Genomic DNA, 18,538 nt, shown 5'->3' with positions numbered 1-18,538 from the left:
ACGAATTTAGCCAGTACGGAAAACTTTGCTACGTTTAACTAAGGTGCGCAACATGGAAATGAGCTATGACCAAATATCGTCTGGGCGATGAACCTCGCGCCTTTAGTTACCAGGATAATGGCAATAAAAAGAGCGTATTACTACGCCAGATAATTGCGCTCATTGATTTTAATGATGTCAAAGCCGGTACGCTCGGTGGCTGGATTGATGATGAAAGCGTGCTATCGCAAAGTGGCGATTGCTGGATTTACGATGAGAATGCGCTCGCGTTTTCCGGCGCGACGATATCCGGAAATGCCCGTATTACACAGGCAAGCGTGGTCAGAGATGGCGCGCAGATTGGTGATGCCGCCTGGATTGACCGAGCAGAAATCAGCCATAACGCGCAAATACGTGACAACGTCACCATTCGGGATTCTGTTGTTCGCGGTGAGTGCCTTCTCTGCGGTGATGCGCGCGTTGTGTGTGACTCTGAAATTATCGCCGCCAAAGGACTTACTCGTGAAAACGACCAGCTCCTACAAATTTACGATCGAGCGATAGTCAGCAATTCACGCGTGGTGCATCAGGTGCAGATCTATGGTGATGCAATTATCAACTATGCCTTTATAGAACATCGGGCTGAAGTTTTTGATTTTGCACGGGTAGAAGGTAACGAAGAGAATAATGTCTGGATCTGCGATTGCGCTAAAGTCTATGGACATGCGCGTGTCATCGCCGGAACTGATGAAGACGCCATTCCTACCCTGCGCTATAGCTCGCAGGTGGCGGAATACGCGGAGGTTGAAGGTAACTGTGTGCTGAAGCACCATGTGCTGGTCGGGGGGCATGCAAAATTACGCGGTGGCCCAATTCTGCTGGATGGGCACATCCTGATTGAAGGCCACGCCTGTATTCTCGGTGAAGTGCTGATCGAGCATCATATTGAGATAACCGGTCAGGCCCAAGTTGAAGCCTTTGATGGCGATGCGATCCATCTGCGCGGGCCAAAAGTGATCAACGGCGAACAACGTATTACGCGCACCCCTATCGCCGGTTTATTCTGAGGAGTCATCAATGATGCGGGCATAGAGATTCACATCATAGTAATCGCCATTGAGGAACTCCGCTTGTCGTAAGCATCCTTCCAGTTGGAAGCCATTGCGCAACGCCACCTGGTTGCTCTTGACGTTATCTACACGACATTTAATCACGAAGCGGCGAATCTCCTGGCGCTGCGCATAATGCTGAATCAATGCCTGTAACGCCTGAGACAGAATACCTTTGCCCTGGTGATCTTCGTCCAGCCAATAACCTATATAAGCGGCTCTGTTCAGCGGTTCTATCTGGTTAAACGAGATAACGCCAGCCACCTCCCCTTGTTCGAAAATAAGGAACATTTTGGCGTAGCCGCGCTGATGCAACATCATATTGCCCTGCACATTCTTGCGGGTGTCCTCCACAGAAGTCACAAACTGCGGCCAGTTCAGCGACTGCTGGAGCCAGACTTTATTTTTAAGCACCAACTGATGCAGAGGGGTGACGTGTTGTTCTTCGACGGCACGCAGTTCCAGCGCGTCACTAACGATAATTATTTCTGACATGTTTATCTCCTTTGCAATCATAAACGGGGCATTTCTGACTGGCAGTAGCCGATATTACTCTGTTTAGAGTCGGGGAGGTCTTATTTTTATGCTGTAACAGCAATCACTTAGAAAGAATCTCTGGCGTGGAACCCGTTACTCTGGTGATCCGGGTATCCCCTCATGGATAGACCGTAATGATGACAATAACACTTTCACTTTATTGCTAAGGAGCAAGCATGGCAGCACCTTTGGGTCGTTTAGCACTTATTCCGCTTTTACTGATTACCGCCTGTCACCAACCCGTTTCCTCCACTCAAGCAGGCCCCGTTCCCTTTGCAGTCAATCAGCATCAGGTCGTGGATAATACCACGCTGGAAATTTCCCGTAGCGCACTGGAATATAACATTCATAAAGTTCAGCAACTGCTGGCAGATAAAACCCGGATGTGCGCCATTCTTAAAGGAGACGCGTATGGCCACGATCTCTCACTGGTAACACCGGTGATGATGCAAAACGGCGTGCAATGTATTGGCATCGCCAGCAATGAGGAGATTAGAACCGTTCGCCAGTCAGGCTATACATCACAGCTCATGCGCGTTCGCAACGCGACGGAAAAAGAGATGCGCCAGGCAGCGGACTTCGATACCGAAGAGCTGATCGGTAATCTGGATATGGCTAAGCGTCTGAGTGCCATTGCTCAGGAGAAAGGTAAAATCATTCGTATTCATCTGGCACTGAACTCTGGCGGTATGTCGCGTAACGGTCTGGAAGTCAGTACCGCTGCAGGTCTGGAAGAAGCCCGCGCCATTTCCGCATTACCCGGCCTGAAAATTGTTGGCATCATGTCGCATTTCCCGGAAGAAGATGCTGCGGTGGTTAGACGCGATCTGGCCCGTTTCAACACGCAATCGGCCCAGGTACTGAAAATTACCGGGCTTAAGCGCGAAGATGTCACCCTGCATGTCGCGAATACGTTCGCCACCCTGACCGTTCCAGAATCCTGGCTCGACATGGTTCGTGTTGGCGGTATTTTTTATGGCGATACCATCGCCAGCACCGAATACAAACGCGTCATGACATTTAAATCCGCCATCGCGTCGGTAAACCATTACCCCAAAGGAAACACCGTCGGATATGACAGAACCTATACCCTTAAACGTGATTCCGTTCTGGCCAATATCCCGACAGGTTATGCCGATGGTTATCGCCGTGTATTCAGTAACGCGGGACACGTGCTGATTCGCGGCCAGCGGGTTCCAGTACTGGGTAAAACATCCATGAATACCGTGATCGTCGATGTAACCGATTTACCGCAGGTTGCATCTGGCGATGAAGTGGTGCTGTTCGGTAAACAGGGAAATGCGCAGGTTAGCGCAGAAGAAGTCGAAGAAATTAGCGGCGCGCTGTTCACTGAAATGTCGATCCTCTGGGGGGCGACGAACAAACGCGTGATGGTCGATTAACACCTAAAACAGGAAGGGCTTCCTTTTCTCGCTGGAAGCCCTTTTACACAGCAAGCGCCATTCTACTTAGCTCTCACTGACACTCTCTCTTTGCAAAATTTTGAGCAAATCTTCCTTCAGGTGGAGTTTCTGTTTCTTAAGACGAACAATGTCCAAGCTATACCCCCGACCATCCGAACCTTCCAGTCTGGAGATCTCATGATCAAGGCTGTTGTGTTTTTCGAATAAGGACAGAAAGCGAGGGTTCTCGGATTTCAGTCGGGAAATAAGGTCTCTGTATTCTGGAAACATACTTTCTCCCTGTTAGTGGACAAGAACGTGTATAAGAAATACACACTCACAGAGTACCCATTTGCCATACAGAAAAATGCGAACAGGATCGAGTAAATAGTGTACAGAGTTGTTATGAGGATGAATGCAGATACGGCTCCCCATCAGGAGAGCCGTAAAGAGAGTGATTAACGCATCTCGCGGTCGTCAACGTACTGACGTTTATCCGGCGCTGGTGGGAAGTACTGATACAGCCAGGTTTCGCTGATGGCGTCACCCTGACAACGCAGGAACATACGCATATCTACCGGATCGGTTGAGTCAGAGGTCGGATACCAGTCAAACTGTATGCGATAACCGTCGATTGGCTCCACGTAGAGGATCTCAATCTGTTTCGCTTCACCGCTTGAGAGCGTAATCACCGGTTCAATGCCTTTCGGCGCAGCAGCTTTTAGATCGCCACCAACAAAATCAACGGCAAAACGGCGCGCCCATTTTTCCGGGTAGTGCTCGCCCGGTGCCCATCCTTCCGGAAAACCGCCCATGCCTGTCCGGGTCGCCATCACACGAGCCAGCGGTGAACGCACCGGTGGCTGAGCGCTCCAGTACAGGCGATATTTGAATTCCAGCTCATCGCCGGCTTTGATCTTCTTCTCAGGCTGCCAGAAGCAGACAACGTTATCCAGCGTTTCGCCGGTCGTCGGGATCTCCATCAGGCCGATGGTCCCCTTGCCCCACTGGTTGCGCGGTTCGACCCACAGGCTTGGACGCTTGTTATACCAGCCCATGATGTCCTGGTAATGGGAGAAGTCACGGTCGAGTTGCAGCAAGCCAAACCCTTTCGGGTTGTTATCGGTATAGGCGTTGAACTGCAGCTTTTGCGGGTTATTCAGCGGGCGGCAGATCCACTCGCCATTGCCCCGCCACATCGCCAGACGATCGGAGTCATGAATTTGCGGGTGAATAGTGTCGCACATTCGACGCTCATTGTTGCCGCAGCTGAACATGCTGGTCATCGGCGCAATGCCGAGCTGCTTGATGTCTTTGCGCGCATAGATGTGGTTTTGTACATCCATAATCACCTGCGTTTTCTCGCAGTGGATCACGAACTTGAATGCACCGGTTACGCTTGGGCTGTCGAGAAGTGCATACACGGTAAAGGAGGTTGCGCCCGGTTTAACCGTCTCGAACCAGAAAGAGGTGAAATCAGGAAATTCTTCTTTGCTGTCGGTGTAGGTATCTACCGCCAGACCGCGGGCCGATAAACCGTACTGATAGGTGTCATCCACGGCGCGGAAATAGCTGGCACCCAGGAAAGAAACGACATCGCGGCGGGCCAGTTCTGGCGCTTTAAAAACACGGAACCCGGCGAATCCGAGGTCAGTCTGCCCTTCCAGCTGTTTGGTATCCACGCCCGCATCGTTATATTTAAACAGTTCCGGACGGAAGTGAATTTCACGCGCCATATGCGTACTGCCATCAACCGAGAACATGCGTACACGGCGACGAAAACCCATTCCCACGTGGAAGAACTGCGCATCAAGCTGACGATTTTCAACGTTGTTCCACAGAGACTGCTCTGCGTCATATTGAATGCTGTTATAGGCCTGCGGCGTCAGTTTCGCCAGCGTGTCCGGTAACGCGCGCGGTGCGCCGCCCCAGGGTTTCTGTGCTAAGTCATGGGCCATCGATTGCAGAACGGAAAAATCAAAACGTACGGTTTTTCCGTCTGCAATGTCAGACTCTGCCGCAAAGGCGGCGCGGGAAAAGAGTGATGCAATACCACTGGTTCCGCACACGGCGGCCATTGCCATTGAACCTTTAATAAATCGTCTGCGATTCATGCCTGAAAGTGAGTCCTTCTGGTCGTGTAAATGGTCCCGCGCCGGTCAAAATCAGCGGCAAGAGAGTGCACATTTCTGACCGCTCACTCTAGACAAAATTCATTAATAATCCAATTGTTGGTCGCCGATTATCTGTACAAAATCGAAAATATTTTATGTCGATGGGAACAGACCGAATCCCATGTAAATTCCATTAAAGTAAACCACACCGACGTTTACTTCGCTCTTGCGCTTCCTGATACAGCGCAAACTCATCATAAACCGCGCAACCCAGCGCCTGTTCAAACGCGTCGCGGCTGGAATTCCCGTGGCTGCGAGCCTGCGTTTCATTCCCCAGATTGGACTGGAAAATCCCTGCGGCGCTCACCGGTAAAAAATCTTCGTAGGTGATGGGTTGCGCAACCAGCCACCCTCGCTCAATGAGCGGTTGCGGGTCGTCATCCGGACGGATTGCCTGGCGATGCGCTTCGCCTGATGGCGTCAGCCGATAACGAAACCAGGCGAGTCCCTGCTGGCGCAGCAGAAACTCACTGTCCGGGAACGCCTTGAACACCTCCTGAAGATGTAACTGGTGCGTCAGATTGTCTTTCCCCGTTCCCGCTTTATTCAGCAATTCGTCGTATAACGCTCTGCCTTTCGGCGTCAGGGCCACACCGCGCTGTTCGATTTCACCGAAACGTGCCGTGTGAGTGCCGCGCATTTCACCGGCAAACAACACCGGTTCTTCCAGCGCTTTGAAACTCGTCTGACGTAACAAAATGGGCACCTCGCGGCGTGGCGGCCCTTCAATCAGTATTTTCGGTTCAATGCCGCATTCCGGCATCATCGACTGCACCCGGTCGATATCCAGCGTACGCGGCGTCAGGTGGTTGATATGGCAACCGGGGAAACACACTACATCAGCAATCAGCCGGTGTTCGTTATGCAATGCGTGATAGGTCTCTTCATCGACCGTGGCGTGCTGATGCCAGCGGAATGTTTCCAGCGCTTCATGCACAAACTCTTGCGCCTGTTCAGATGTAAAACTGCCCTGCGCATCAAATTCATCCAGCAGCTCGTGACAACGGCGAGTGAAAATATCGCGTTTCGCGAGGATCTCAGCGGCTTTTTGCCGCAGCGCGGCGTTTTCGATTAGTTCGAGCCGTAATAACGAGGTGAATACCCGAAACGGGTTGCGCGATAGCGAGGCATCGTCGATGGGACGAAAGGCTGTGGAATGTACGGGGACGCCTGCCTGGGAGAGATCGTAATAACTCACCGGATACATGCCCATAACGGCAAACATTCGGCGCAGCGTAGAAAGCTCCTGCGCGGTACCCACTCGAATAGCGCCATGGCGCTCAACGTTTAGCCGGGCCAGTTCATCCGCATTCGCCAGTTTTTCATGCAGCGTCGGATTATTTTCCAGTACCGCCAGATTCACATCAGCGACAAGTTCCAGCAACGTGCCGTATTGCGGGACTTCCTGCTGGTACATTGCTGACATTGCCTGCGAAAATTGTTCCCGAATCTCATCTGCCGTGATGGTGTTCGCCATAATGTCATGCCTCCAGTGAATATTACCTGGAGTGTAGAAAACACCGCTGACTCCGGTGGGAAGAATTTACAAAGTGTGACCCCGCGTAAACTTCCCACCCATATAAACGATGAACAGTACCTACTGACGGGGTTTCAAATGACTTTCCAGCCAGGGGAGCATCTGTTTTTTACGGCTAAGCATACCTTCTACCTTGCAGGGTTGCGGGATGTCTGAAAGTTCTGCTCCAGCAAACCACAGGCTGGTGTCACCCAGATTGATGTCGGTGAGCATCAGCACGACCAACGCAGCATTCTTTTCCTCTGCATAGCGCGCCATTTCCTGACGGAGATCGTCCAGCACCGCATCCACCTGTTGCAGCGCATACAGTTCAAGCTGCGCTACACAGACTGAATGTCCATGGATGGTGAAGGTTTTAATGTCTTTCTGCAAAAGTTCGCGGGCGCTCATCCCTTCCACGCTTGTTTTGGCTGACAGCAGGTCGCGACTGAAAGCGTCAAGATCCACTCCGGTTTTTTGGGCCAGCGCATCAACCGCCAGGCGATCGTCAGTGCTGGTCGTTGGTGAACGAAGCGTGACAGTGTCACTCAATGCGGCGCCGAGCAGTAAAATAGCCTCAGCGGAAGATAACTGGTTGCGTTCATCTTCCGTCATCAGTTGCCACAGCAGGGTTGCGCTACTGCCGACGGGCTTCACCCACACTTCCGGTGGCAGACTGGTGACTAACCCACCAAGTCGGTGATGATCGATAATTCCCACCACGTTACTTTCTGTCAACGATTCCGGCCCCTGGGCAGGCTCGGTGAAATCGACCAACCAGACATCACGATCGGTCAGTTCAAACGTCAACCGTTCAGGCATCGTCAGCCCCGCATGCTCAAAGATAAACTGCGTTTCGCGGTTAGGCTCGCCCAAACGCCATGCCGTCGCCTGCTGGCCACGTAAACTAAGCCAACGAGCCGTCATTGCGGCGGTGCAGATGGCATCGCTATCGGGATTAAGGTGCCCTATTACATGTATCATTCATCAGTGCCTTGTGAAGAGAAATCGTTCAAAAGTAAACAATAACCAAAGTATAACGACTGAACATACTCCCTTCCATGATCCCACCACCCAGCAACGCTGTACAAAACATAAGCAAAATAAATCAGTTGTAAGTAAAACATGATAAATGTTAATAATATTTTGCTATCAGGTTATCAAAAACAAACAACTTTACTTGTCACCGATACGGCTCTGTTTTTAACATCGCTTATGGAAAAAAATGTTCTGTTCAATCAGCGCATTCGCTTGCGCCATCTTCATACTTTTGTCGCCGTTGCACAGCAGGGAACGTTGGGGCGCGCGGCTGAGACCCTTAACCTGAGTCAACCGGCTCTCTCCAAAACGCTAAATGAACTGGAGCAACTGACCGGGACCCGGCTCTTTGAGCGTGGCCGCCTTGGCGCGCAGTTAACGCTGCCAGGAGAGCAGTTTCTTACCCACGCGGTAAGAGTGCTGGATGCGCTCAACACTGCCGGACAAGCGTTAAATCAGCGCGAAGAATCGCAGACTGATGTCGTACGGATTGGGGCCTTACCCACCGCGGCACTGGGCATTCTTCCTGCGGTAATTGGTCCTTTCCACAAGCAGCAAATGGAGACCACGCTACAAGTCGCCACCATGAGCAATCCGATGATTCTGGCAGGTTTAAAATCCGGGGAAATCGACCTTGGCATTGGTCGCATGGCCGATCCGGAATTGATGGTCGGTCTGAATTATGAATTGTTGTTTCTGGAATCACTTAAACTGGTCGTGCGCCCTAACCACCCGTTGTTGCAGGAAACCATCACGTTAAGTCGGGTAATGGAGTGGCCGGTGGTGGTTTCGCCAAAAGGAACCGCGCCTCGCCAGCACGCAGAAGCATTGTTGCAAAGTCAGGGCTGTAAAATGCCGCCTGGCTGCATTGAAACACTGTCAGCATCGCTCTCCCGCCAACTGACGGTTGATTACGACTATGTATGGTTTGTCCCTTCAGGTGCGGTTAGAGAGGATTTACGCCAGGCGACGCTGGTATCGTTGCCGATACCTACCCACGGGGCGGGTGAACCCATCGGGATTCTTACTCGTGTCGATGTGCAACTCTCTCAGGCCGCGCAGATCCTTATCGCCGCAATACGCAAAACCGTACCATTTTGATGCCAAAAATAAAGGGACCAGATGGTCCCTTTATTGATGATTAAAACGTTTCCCAATTATCGCCGCTGGCCGTTGCCGCCTGCGGATGTGAATGACCCGGCGTAGTAGTTACCGGAACGCGTTTAATTGCGCTTGTCCCGGTTAAACGGAATGTGCCGACGGCTTCCGTTAAGCGTGCGGCCTGCTCTTCAAGAGAGGCCGCAGCAGCCGATGCTTCTTCAACCAATGAGGCGTTTTGCTGTGTGACCTTATCCATCTCTGAAATCGCCTGGCTTACCTGGACGATGCCCCGGCTTTGTTCATCAGAGGCCGCCGCAATTTCCAACATAATGTCGGTCACGCGTTTTACCGCATCGACAATATCCGTCATCGTATTGCCCGCAGCGACCACTTCTCCGGAACCCTGGTCAATCAGTCGGACAGATTCGCTGATCAATCCTTCAATCTCTTTTGCCGCCTGAGCGCTGCGGCTTGCCAGCGTACGGACCTCACTAGCCACCACTGCAAACCCACGCCCCTGCTCTCCTGCCCGCGCCGCCTCAACCGCCGCGTTCAGCGCCAGGATATTGGTCTGGAAGGCAATGCTGTTAATAACGGCGGTAATTTCAGAGATTTTCTTCGAGCTGGTTGAGATATTGCCCATGGTTTTAACCACGCCAGAAACCATCTGACCGCCCCGGCTGGCCTTGCCGGACGCATCTTCCGCCAGCGTACTCGCATGATGCGCGTTGTCGGCGTTTTGCTTCACCGTAGCCGTCAGCTCTTCCATGCTGGCCGCCGTTTGTTCAATCGCCGCGGCCTGTTGTTCGGTACGTGAAGACAGATCGGTATTACCCGCCGAAATCTCACTGGTACCGCGGTAGATTTCTTCCGCGCCCTGACGTACCGTGCCCACTGTTTTCGCCAGCGACCGTTGCATTGTCTGCAGATGACGGCTCAGGCGCCCAATTTCGCTGCGCCCGGTTGGTTCCTCTGGCATTGTCAGGTCCCCTTCTGAAATTTGCTCAATGCGCTGGGCCGCACGTAACAGAGGATGAATAACGGTACGGCGCAGAACAATAAACGTCATCACGGTCAGTGCCAGCGCAAGAACGAACGCCCCCAGCATAAAGGCCATGCCAAGCTGTGTACGTTGGTGCGCCTGTTCGCTTAACTGATTCGCCCTGGCGGTACGAATATCGATCGCCTTTAACAATACCTTGTTGTAAGCAGAGTCCAGCGGTCTGGCCTGTTCATTTTCATGGTTGATGATTGCTTCGAACATGCCGTTTTTAGCGTACTTGAGCATAGGCTGTAAGCCATCGATATAGGCTTTGAAATTGGCGCTCAGTTCAGCGTCTAACGCCTCTCCGGCAGTAGTTTTCACCGCACGAGCCATATAAGTATTGAAACCGTCCTGCGATTGCTTAATACGTTTTTCTGCCTCGGCAATATTGGCCTTCATGTCATCCATTTCAGCAATACGGCTCGCCGCACCAGCATGGATCATGTTGATGCGCGCGGTGCGTAAGTGGTTAGAGCTGTTAGATAACCCCATCCGGACCTGAATCTCATCGGTTACATCGCGCTGATCGCGATCGGCCTGCATAAGAAAATAACCTGCCAGCCCGGAACTTAAGGCGAATAGCAGAAGGATGCCACCGAGAATGGAGGAAAACAGCGGAACCAGCCGAATTTGATGCAGAAAGCCCAGTTTATGCAGGGCTTGCATCGATGTAGTGTTGTCCATGACCGTCGACTCTCTTGTAGGGTTTATGCGTGAAAACACGCCCGTTAGATAGTCATCGGCAATCCGGGAAGTTTACTTACCGTGAAAAGCGCCGGATTCGTCACACTTTCACAACATAATTCTAAAAAATTCAGGAAAGTGCCAGCGGTGAAATCCGCTGGCCAATGAATCAGTTATCACCAAAATGGATAACGGTACGGATGGATTTACCCTGATGCATTAAATCGAACGCTTCGTTAATCTGCTCCAGAGGCAGGCGATGCGTAATAAACGGATCTAACTGAATTTTTCCGCTCATTGCTTCTTCGACCATACCCGGCAACTGAGTGCGCCCTTTTACGCCGCCAAACGCGGAACCGCGCCACACGCGACCGGTTACTAACTGGAACGGACGTGTTTTGATCTCCTGACCGGCACCCGCCACCCCAATGATGATGCTTTCGCCCCACCCTTTATGGCAACACTCCAGCGCCGCACGCATCACGTTAACGTTGCCGATACACTCAAAGCTAAAGTCCACGCCACCGTCGGTGAGCTCAACAATCACGTCCTGCACCGGCTTATCGTAATCGTTCGGGTTGATGAAATCGGTCGCGCCCATTTCACCAGCCAATTTGAATTTCTCCGGATTGGTATCAACAGCCAGAATACGCCCGGCTTTTGCCTGCACCGCGCCCTGAATCACCGCCAGGCCAATACCGCCCAGACCAAATACGGCTACGGTATCGCCTTCCTTCACTTTCGCGGTGTTATGGACCGCTCCGATACCGGTGGTCACGCCACATCCCAGCAGACACACTTTATCCAGCGGAGCCTGCGGGTTAACCTTCGCCAGCGAGATCTCTGCGCAAACGGTATATTCGCTGAAGGTACTGGTGCCCATATAGTGATAAATCGGCTCGCCGTTATACGAGAAGCGCGTTGTGCCATCAGGCATCAGACCTTTGCCCTGTGTCGCCCGCACGGCCTGACACAAGTTAGTTTTACCCGATTTACAGAACTTGCACTCGCCGCACTCTGCGGTGTACAGCGGGATCACATGATCGCCCGGTTTCAGGCTGGTGACGCCTTCCCCCACTTCAACCACAATGCCGCCGCCTTCATGGCCCAGTACCGCCGGGAACACGCCTTCCGGATCGTCGCCTGAGAGGGTAAAAGCATCAGTATGGCACACGCCGGTGTGGGTAATTTTAACCAGCACTTCACCTTTCTTTGGTGGTGCGACGTCGATTTCAACAATTTTTAACGGTTGGCCGGGGCCAAATGCAACTGCTGCACGTGATTTCATTTGTCTCTTCCCATTATTGCAAGGTGATGGTGTTATTTTAGATAAGCACGCAGAAGATGGCCGATCTCAGCCATGCGGACAGCTCGCTGGTCTGGTGTTGTCTCCCCACTGACCAGTTCATCTTTCAGGTGGATCTCAACCATTTCGCCCATCAGACCATTGGATGCGCCGCGTACGGCGGCAATTTGTTGCAGGATCGACAGGCATGGTTCGCCAGATTCCAGTGCGCGCTCAAGCGCATCAACCTGACCGCGAATACGGCGTACACGAGTGAGAATGCGTTTTTTATCTTCGGGTGAATGCGGCATACGCCCTCCATATACTATAGGGGGGTATACTATCAGAATTTTTATGTAATTGTAAAAAACTAACATCTATTTAATGAGGGGGTGACGACCAGGCCTCGTCAGATGAGCCCTGGTCGCCAGGTCACTGAATGGCTTTCTGAACTAATTTTTCCAGATTTTTTAAGGGTTGAATTGCCGCAGTATCTGGTCCATAAGTCTGTAATATCTCAACCGGATGATATCCAACGACTACACGTCCATCCGACTCTTCCCGAATCAATACTCTAAAGGGAAGATCGAGCGCCATATCAGGATATGCCTGCATTAATGGTGTGCCACCTTTAGGATTGCCAAAAATAATGACTGTTGTGGGTAACATGGTTAGTCCAGCATTTTTAGCCTCTTTCGCATGATCAAATTCGCCAAAAAAAACAAGATTATGACTCTCAATGGCAGCAATGAGATGCTCTCTGGTCTGCTGGTAATTATAAGTACTATACGTTTTGATCATAGTATTCCCGGTGTTGGCAGCATGACTGGTTACCGTCATAAGCAGATACAGTGCAGCTGTAATAAATATATTTTTTATAGACCGAAGCATCACAACATCCTTAATTTAACGATAGTCTGGAAAGCTATCTAAGACCAGCGGATACTTTGCCGGTATAATCTCTCTCGTGCTGATTCTGTGCAAGGATACACTTGGCAGAATGCACCATCGCAATAAGACCCGCAGCCATCATTATCGTGTCTTTTAAGACCAGTCGCCCGGCGCCAGAAAGATAGGGAAACCCGGTGTGAGAATCCTGGCCACTTACCCATGTTTCTGGTGTAAATATCAGGAATGTCAGAGTGACAAAAGGAGTTAAGAAGGCAAGTGTTGCCCCCCAAAAGCCGATTTTTGGTGACACATAATGAGCAAGGATTAATAATGAAAAAATGACTTCAACAATACCAAGTCCGGTAGAGTACCCATAAGTATTATTCGCATGATGCCATGCGCGGTTAGCCTCTATTAATTCGCCCTCATGGTTCATAAACTGAGTATAATTACTCGGATCGTTATAAAAGAAAGACATAAATGGGCTATTAGCTACAAAAGGAACGATGCTATCTGCTTCATAGGGAATGAACTTCAACAATCCTATCCACATAAATACAATGGCAATAGAAATGCGACAAAGATTTATTCCCACGTTTTCTTTCGTTGAAACATATTGGTATAGTTTATCCATCATATCCAGAGGTCCTGTGTTGTAGAAATCACGACCTTTATAACCTTGTTATTTATATGCCTATATGTTCAGGAATCTATAATTTTTGTTTGATCGTCTGGATAGGTCAAAATATAGACTATGGATAAGTTCGGTTGAGTGGAATGAACTCTTTGTTTTTCAGTTTGGCTATCAAACTACTTGCAGCAACTGATTGTATAACGTGGTGAAAGCATGTCTCTCTTCATCGCCCACGGTTGCTGTATCCCTTGTCCGGCAAAGCAGAGCGTTCCTTTACCCTTTTCCCAGATACCTCCATCAGTTTATCGCTGTTACGCCGCGGCGTTAGGTTGTCGTCAAAAAGATTCAGTTCACCGTACGTATCGGCAACCAACCTGACATGATCAATTTTTACCAATCCATACCCCAGGCTTACAGCATTAATATGCTCCCACGTCAATAACCACTAAAAGTTAATGGTTTATAAAACAATTTAACCTTACAATAACCATACTTTTTCATGTCTTAAGTTTAAGCTGGAGAAAAAAATGGAGCTCAGCCGGAGGCAGTTCTTTCGAATCTGCGCGGGCGGTATGGCAGGAACAACTGTTGCATCTCTCGGATTCTTATCATCTTTTTCCGTTCACGCGGAAACCCGTCAATACAAACTCTTAAAAGCAAAAGAGACACGTAATAACTGTACGTACTGCTCAGTAGGCTGCGGCATGCTGATGTACAGCCTTGGCGATACAGCCAAAAACGTCAAAGAAAGTATCTACCATATTGAGGGCGATCCGGATCATCCGGTGAGCCGTGGATCGTTGTGCCCTAAAGGCGCTGGCGTGCTGGATTATATTCATAGTGAAACCCGTCTGCAGTATCCCGAATATCGCGCACCGGGTTCGGATAAATGGCAGCGTATTAGCTGGGATGATGCGATTAATCGTATTGCCCGACTTATGAAAGATGACCGCGATGCCAACTTTATTGAGAAAAATGCCCAGGGTGTTACCGTCAACCGATGGTCCACCACGGGCATGCTATGCTCCTCAGCGGCAAGTAATGAAACCGGGATCCTCGACGGTAAATTTGCTCGCGGACTAGGTATGGTCGCTATCGACTGTCAAGCACGGTTATGTCATGGCCCCACCGTTGCTGCTCTTGCACCAACGTTTGGACGTGGTGCGATGACCAACAACTGGGTCGATATTAAAAATGCCAACGTAGTGCTTATTATGGGCGGTAATGCCGCTGAGGCACATCCGGTAGGCTTTAAATGGGTAGTCGAAGCGCAAACTAAAAACGACGCCACCGTGGTGGTAGTCGACCCGCGTTTTAACCGTAGTGCCGCCGTCGCCGATCTGTATGCGCCAATACGCGCGGGTTCCGACACCGCATTCCTGCTCGGTGTAATCCGTTATCTGCTGGAAAACAACCAGGTGCAGCACGACTATGTGCGCCATTACACCAACGCCAGCCTGATTATCCGTGATGACTATCAGTTCGACGACGGCTTGTTCAGTGGCTATGACGATAAAAAGCGCCAGTACGATAAATCGAGCTGGTTCTATCAGCTTGACGAACAGGGTAATGCCCTGCGTGATGAAACATTGTCTCATCCACGCTGCGTGTGGAATTTGCTGAAAGCCCACGTCGACCGCTATACGCCAGAAATGGTTAACCGGTTGTGTGGGACCTCAGTGGCAGATTTCAATCGTATCTGCGAAATTCTCGCCAGCACCAGCGTGCCTGACCGCACCGCTACTATTCTGTATGCGTTGGGTTGGACACACCACTCCGCCGGGGCACAGATTATCCGCGCCGCCGCTATGCTCCAGTTGCTACTGGGCAATATAGGCATGGCGGGCGGTGGCGTTAACGCCTTACGTGGCCACTCCAATATTCAGGGCTATACCGATCTTGGCTTGTTGTCGACGAACCTGCCGGGCTATATGCCGCTGCCGTCGGAAAAACAGCCAGACTACCAGACCTATATTTCGCAAATCACGCCGCCTGCGCTAGGCGTGAATGAGGTCAATTACTGGCAAAATACGCCGAAGTTCTTTGTTAGCATGATGAAAAGTTTCTGGGGCGACAATGCAACAGTGGAAAATAACTGGGGCTACGACTGGCTACCTAAATGGGATCGCCTGTATGACGTAATGACCCAGGCTGAATTGATGCTCGAAGGGAAGATTAATGGTTACATCGTTCAGGGCTTCAATCCGCTGGCGGCGTTTCCAGATAAAAACAAATCAACTCGCGCGCTTTCAAAACTGAAATATATGGTGGTTATCGATCCGCTGGTCACTGAGTCGTCCAATTTTTGGCAAAATCATGGCGAGATGAACGATGTAAACCCGGCAGATATTCAGACCGAAGTTTTCCGTCTGCCCTCTTCCTGCTTTGCTGAAGAAAATGGTTCAATCGCTAACTCAGGGCGTTGGTTGCAGTGGCACTGGGCTGCGGCAGAACCACCAGGTGAAGCCTTACATGACGGGAAGATCCTTGGTCGCCTGTTTATGCGGCTGCGCGAGTTGTATCAACAGGAAGGTGGAGCGAATCCGCAACCCTTGTTGAATATTGCCTGGAATTATAAAGATCCCTACGACCCACACCCAGAAGAGATTGCGCGTGAAGCAAATGGCCAGGCGCTTGAAGACCTTTATGATGACAAAGGCCAGCTTATAGCCAAAAAAGGCCAGCAGCTCAGCAGCTTTGCACAGTTGCGCGATGACGGCTCGACCAGCAGTTTCTGCTGGGTCTACTGCGGAAGCTGGACAGAACAAGGCAACCAGATGGCCAATCGCGACAACAGCGATCCGTATGGTCTGGGCTGCACACCGGGCTGGGCGTGGTCATGGCCTGCCAACCGCCGTATTCTCTACAATCGCGCTTCGGCCGATCCATCAGGAAAACCGTGGGATCCCAAACGAACCCTGCTGCATTGGAATGGCAAAAAATGGGCCGGTATGGACGTAGCCGACTACGGCCAGGCCGCACCGGGCAGCAACGTTGGTCCGTTTATCATGAATCCGGAAGGCGTAGCGCGTCTGTTCTCCATCGACAAAATGAACGACGGGCCATTCCCGGAACATTACGAACCCATTGAGTCGCCTATTGGTACCAACCCGCTGCACCCGGATGTTGTATCCAGCCCGGTTGCGCGTATCTACCATGACGATATCGCCAATATGGGTAAAGCGGATGCCTTCCCGTACGTCGCCACAACTTACTCCATTACCGAACTGTTCCGCCACTGGACCAAACATGCACTGCTCAACGCCATTGCTCAACCCGATCAATTCATCGAAATCGGTGAGGCGCTGGCGAGCAAAAAAGGCATTGCGGCAGGTGATACGGTGAAAGTGATGTCGAAACGCGGCTTTATCAAAGCGAAGGCGGTGGTCACCAAACGTCTGCAAACGCTGACGATCGATGGTAAGCAAGTCGATACTATCGGTATCCCTTGTCACTGGGGCTTTGAAGGCGCCACACGCAAAGGGTTCCTCGCCAATACGTTAACGCCATCGGTGGGTGACGCGAACTCGCAAACACCGGAGTATAAAGCGTTTCTGGTCAACATCGAGCGAGCGTAAGGAAGGGAACTCATGGCTATGCAATCACAAGATATTATTAAACGCTCGGCGACGAACAGCATCACGCCGCCGCCCCAGGCGCGGGATTACCGTGCAGAAGTGGCAAAATTAATTGATGTCACTACCTGTATTGGCTGTAAAGGCTGTCAGGTCGCCTGCTCAGAGTGGAACGATATTCGCGATGAAGTGGGCTACTGCAACGGCGTCTACGACAACCCGACCGATCTCAGCGCTAAGTCCTGGACGGTGATGCGCTTTAGCGAAACCACCCAGAACGACAAGCTGGAATGGCTGATCCGCAAAGACGGCTGCATGCACTGCGCCGATCCCGGCTGTTTGAAAGCCTGTCCATCCGCTGGAGCAATCATTCAGTATGCCAACGGGATTGTCGACTTTCAGTCCGAGCACTGTATTGGCTGTGGCTACTGCATTGCTGGCTGCCCGTTCAATATTCCGCGACTTAATCCCGAAGATAACCGGGTCTACAAATGTACGCTGTGTGTTGACCGGGTCAGCGTGGGCCAGGAACCGGCCTGCGTGAAAACTTGTCCGACCGGCGCTATCCAGTTTGGCACCAAAAAAGAGATGCTCAATGTAGCGGAAACTCGCGTGGCGCAGTTGAAAAAACGCGGCTATGCCAATGCGGGCATCTACAACCCACAAGGGGTCGGCGGCACCCACGTGATGTATGTACTTCATCACGCGGATCAACCATCGCTGTACCACAATCTGCCGGATGAGCCAAAAATCGCCGCACCAGTGAACCTCTGGAAGGGGATTTTAAAACCACTCTCCGCCGCCGGATTTATCGCCACCTTTGCCGGGCTGATTTACCACTACGTGGGAGTCGGCCCAAACAAAGAGACGGATGATGATGAAGAGGAGAACGGTCATGAGTAAAAGCAAAATGATTCTGCGCACCAAATTCATCGACCGTGCTTGTCACTGGACGGTGGTAATAAGCTTCTTCCTGGTGTCGCTTTCCGGTATTGCGCTGTTCTTCCCGACGTTGCAATGGCTCACCGAAACTTTCGGTACACCGCAAATGGGGCGAATTCTACATCCGTTTTTCGGGGTGATGATTTTCATCGTGCTGATGTTTATGTTCGTCCGTTTTGTACACCACAACATTCCCGATAAACAGGACCTTCCCTGGATTAAAGGGATCGTTGAGGTACTTAAAGGCAATGAGCATAAAGTCGCTGATGTGGGGAAATACAACGCAGGGCAGAAAATGATGTTCTGGAGCATCATGAGTCTAATTCTGGTATTACTGATTACCGGCGTTATTATCTGGAGGCCCTACTTTGCCCATTATTTCTCAATTAACATTGTTCGTTGGAGTTTGTTAATCCACGCGACAGCAGCCATTGTGCTGATCCACGCCATTCTGATCCATATGTACATGGCGTTTTGGGTAAAAGGTTCAATTAAAGGTATGATCGAAGGGAAAGTGAGTCGACGCTGGGCGAAGAAACACCATCCTCGCTGGTATCGTGAGGTTGAACTTAATGAAGAAAAAGCACCGGAATTAGAGTCTAAATAAAAGCAATAAGGCCGCTGT

16 protein-coding genes and 1 pseudogene are annotated in these 18,538 nt (G+C 51.0%); 6 read left to right on the top strand and 11 right to left on the bottom strand.

Annotated features, from left to right (window positions below):
• The first annotated feature begins 65 nt into the window (after positions 1 to 65).
• Positions 66 to 1,046, top strand: a complete 981-nt coding sequence (gene ydcK / locus GUC46_RS11505; protein ID WP_160180199.1) for a YdcK family protein — start codon at positions 66 to 68, stop codon at positions 1,044 to 1,046.
• Here ydcK and rimL read toward each other — a convergent pair.
• Positions 1,038 to 1,583, bottom strand: coding sequence for a 50S ribosomal protein L7/L12-serine acetyltransferase (gene rimL, locus GUC46_RS11500; protein ID WP_003836113.1), 546 nt, complete (start codon positions 1,581 to 1,583; stop codon positions 1,038 to 1,040). The genes ydcK and rimL overlap by 9 nt on opposite strands.
• A 218-nt stretch (positions 1,584 to 1,801) precedes the next feature.
• Here rimL and alr point away from each other — a divergent pair, with 218 nt between their 5' ends.
• Positions 1,802 to 3,028 (top strand): alanine racemase, encoded by a 1,227-nt coding sequence (alr, locus tag GUC46_RS11495; protein WP_057101467.1) that lies wholly within the window; start codon positions 1,802 to 1,804, stop codon positions 3,026 to 3,028.
• 66 nt (positions 3,029 to 3,094) lie between these two features.
• Here alr and GUC46_RS11490 read toward each other — a convergent pair whose 3' ends face one another.
• The 4 genes from GUC46_RS11490 to GUC46_RS11475 form a co-directional block, all read right to left on the bottom strand.
• Positions 3,095 to 3,319 carry a YdcH family protein gene (locus GUC46_RS11490; RefSeq protein ID WP_003020276.1) on the bottom strand — a complete coding sequence of 75 codons (225 nt, stop codon included), beginning with the start codon at positions 3,317 to 3,319 and terminating at the stop codon, positions 3,095 to 3,097.
• 167 nt (positions 3,320 to 3,486) lie between these two features.
• Positions 3,487 to 5,142: a glucan biosynthesis protein D gene (locus tag GUC46_RS11485; protein WP_003836107.1), complete on the bottom strand. Its 1,656-nt coding sequence runs from the start codon at positions 5,140 to 5,142 to the stop codon at positions 3,487 to 3,489.
• Positions 5,143 to 5,335: 193 nt separating this feature from the next.
• Complete coding sequence (locus GUC46_RS11480) at positions 5,336 to 6,679, bottom strand: VOC family protein (protein ID WP_003020282.1); 1,344 nt, start codon at positions 6,677 to 6,679, stop codon at positions 5,336 to 5,338.
• Between the two features lie 120 nt (positions 6,680 to 6,799).
• Positions 6,800 to 7,702 carry a manganese-dependent inorganic pyrophosphatase gene (locus tag GUC46_RS11475; RefSeq protein WP_130714627.1) on the bottom strand — a complete coding sequence of 301 codons (903 nt, stop codon included), beginning with the start codon at positions 7,700 to 7,702 and terminating at the stop codon, positions 6,800 to 6,802.
• A gap of 231 nt (positions 7,703 to 7,933) precedes the next feature.
• On the opposite strand from GUC46_RS11475, the gene pcaQ reads away from it, so the two are divergent.
• On the top strand, positions 7,934 to 8,857 hold the full coding sequence (pcaQ, locus tag GUC46_RS11470; protein WP_003020288.1) for a pca operon transcription factor PcaQ: 924 nt from the start codon (positions 7,934 to 7,936) through the stop codon (positions 8,855 to 8,857).
• Between the two features lie 40 nt (positions 8,858 to 8,897).
• On the opposite strand, the gene GUC46_RS11465 is transcribed toward pcaQ, so the two are convergent.
• From GUC46_RS11465 to GUC46_RS11440, 6 genes and pseudogenes are all read right to left on the bottom strand, one after another.
• Positions 8,898 to 10,586 (bottom strand): methyl-accepting chemotaxis protein, encoded by a 1,689-nt coding sequence (locus tag GUC46_RS11465; protein ID WP_044710829.1) that lies wholly within the window; start codon positions 10,584 to 10,586, stop codon positions 8,898 to 8,900.
• Positions 10,587 to 10,755: 169 nt separating this feature from the next.
• Positions 10,756 to 11,874, bottom strand: coding sequence for an S-(hydroxymethyl)glutathione dehydrogenase/class III alcohol dehydrogenase (locus tag GUC46_RS11460; RefSeq protein ID WP_003020293.1), 1,119 nt, complete (start codon positions 11,872 to 11,874; stop codon positions 10,756 to 10,758).
• A 32-nt stretch (positions 11,875 to 11,906) separates the two neighbouring features.
• A complete protein-coding gene (locus GUC46_RS11455; RefSeq protein ID WP_003020296.1) occupies positions 11,907 to 12,182 on the bottom strand; it encodes a metal/formaldehyde-sensitive transcriptional repressor in 276 nt (91 codons plus the stop codon).
• Between the two features lie 121 nt (positions 12,183 to 12,303).
• A complete protein-coding gene (locus GUC46_RS11450) occupies positions 12,304 to 12,762 on the bottom strand; it encodes a DUF302 domain-containing protein (protein WP_233588478.1) in 459 nt (152 codons plus the stop codon).
• 34 nt (positions 12,763 to 12,796) lie between these two features.
• A complete protein-coding gene (gene rclC, locus GUC46_RS11445) occupies positions 12,797 to 13,396 on the bottom strand; it encodes a reactive chlorine resistance membrane protein RclC (protein ID WP_032939118.1) in 600 nt (199 codons plus the stop codon).
• A gap of 176 nt (positions 13,397 to 13,572) precedes the next feature.
• Positions 13,573 to 13,748 (bottom strand): annotated as a pseudogene (locus tag GUC46_RS11440) (DUF4113 domain-containing protein); the annotation flags it as partial.
• Between the two features lie 175 nt (positions 13,749 to 13,923).
• On the opposite strand from GUC46_RS11440, the gene fdnG reads away from it, so the two are divergent.
• From fdnG to fdnI, 3 genes are read left to right on the top strand one after another with little or no spacing between them, the layout of a single operon-like run.
• On the top strand, positions 13,924 to 16,974 hold the full coding sequence (gene fdnG, locus GUC46_RS11435) for a formate dehydrogenase-N subunit alpha (protein ID WP_016150294.1): 3,051 nt from the start codon (positions 13,924 to 13,926) through the stop codon (positions 16,972 to 16,974).
• Positions 16,975 to 16,986: 12 nt separating this feature from the next.
• A complete protein-coding gene (gene fdxH / locus GUC46_RS11430) occupies positions 16,987 to 17,874 on the top strand; it encodes a formate dehydrogenase subunit beta (RefSeq protein WP_003020306.1) in 888 nt (295 codons plus the stop codon).
• A complete protein-coding gene (gene fdnI / locus GUC46_RS11425) occupies positions 17,867 to 18,520 on the top strand; it encodes a formate dehydrogenase-N subunit gamma (protein ID WP_003843753.1) in 654 nt (217 codons plus the stop codon). Before fdxH ends, fdnI begins: the two co-directional genes overlap by 8 nt.
• Positions 18,521 to 18,538: the final 18 nt, after the last annotated feature.

The organism is Citrobacter sp. LUTT5 (genome assembly GCF_009905315.1).
GTDB classification, from domain to species: Bacteria; Pseudomonadota; Gammaproteobacteria; order Enterobacterales; family Enterobacteriaceae; genus Citrobacter; species Citrobacter freundii.
The sequence above is the reverse complement of the archived record's forward strand: the minus strand, read 5'-3'. Positions and strand labels throughout refer to the sequence as shown.

Coding starts and splice junctions, on each gene's coding strand:
- rimL (WP_003836113.1), bottom strand. CDS start 1,583: ATGTCAGAAATAATTATCGTTAGTGACGCGCTGGAACTGCGTGCCGTC.
- rclC (WP_032939118.1), bottom strand. CDS start 13,396: ATGGATAAACTATACCAATATGTTTCAACGAAAGAAAACGTGGGAATA.
- GUC46_RS11475 (WP_130714627.1), bottom strand. CDS start 7,702: ATGATACATGTAATAGGGCACCTTAATCCCGATAGCGATGCCATCTGC.
- fdxH (WP_003020306.1), top strand. CDS start 16,987: ATGGCTATGCAATCACAAGATATTATTAAACGCTCGGCGACGAACAGC.
- ydcK (WP_160180199.1), top strand. CDS start 66: ATGACCAAATATCGTCTGGGCGATGAACCTCGCGCCTTTAGTTACCAG.
- GUC46_RS11485 (WP_003836107.1), bottom strand. CDS start 5,142: ATGAATCGCAGACGATTTATTAAAGGTTCAATGGCAATGGCCGCCGTG.
- fdnG (WP_016150294.1), top strand. CDS start 13,924: ATGGAGCTCAGCCGGAGGCAGTTCTTTCGAATCTGCGCGGGCGGTATG.
- GUC46_RS11490 (WP_003020276.1), bottom strand. CDS start 3,319: ATGTTTCCAGAATACAGAGACCTTATTTCCCGACTGAAATCCGAGAAC.
- GUC46_RS11460 (WP_003020293.1), bottom strand. CDS start 11,874: ATGAAATCACGTGCAGCAGTTGCATTTGGCCCCGGCCAACCGTTAAAA.
- GUC46_RS11450 (WP_233588478.1), bottom strand. CDS start 12,762: ATGCTTCGGTCTATAAAAAATATATTTATTACAGCTGCACTGTATCTG.
- pcaQ (WP_003020288.1), top strand. CDS start 7,934: ATGGAAAAAAATGTTCTGTTCAATCAGCGCATTCGCTTGCGCCATCTT.
- alr (WP_057101467.1), top strand. CDS start 1,802: ATGGCAGCACCTTTGGGTCGTTTAGCACTTATTCCGCTTTTACTGATT.
- GUC46_RS11455 (WP_003020296.1), bottom strand. CDS start 12,182: ATGCCGCATTCACCCGAAGATAAAAAACGCATTCTCACTCGTGTACGC.
- GUC46_RS11465 (WP_044710829.1), bottom strand. CDS start 10,586: ATGGACAACACTACATCGATGCAAGCCCTGCATAAACTGGGCTTTCTG.
- fdnI (WP_003843753.1), top strand. CDS start 17,867: ATGAGTAAAAGCAAAATGATTCTGCGCACCAAATTCATCGACCGTGCT.
- GUC46_RS11480 (WP_003020282.1), bottom strand. CDS start 6,679: ATGGCGAACACCATCACGGCAGATGAGATTCGGGAACAATTTTCGCAG.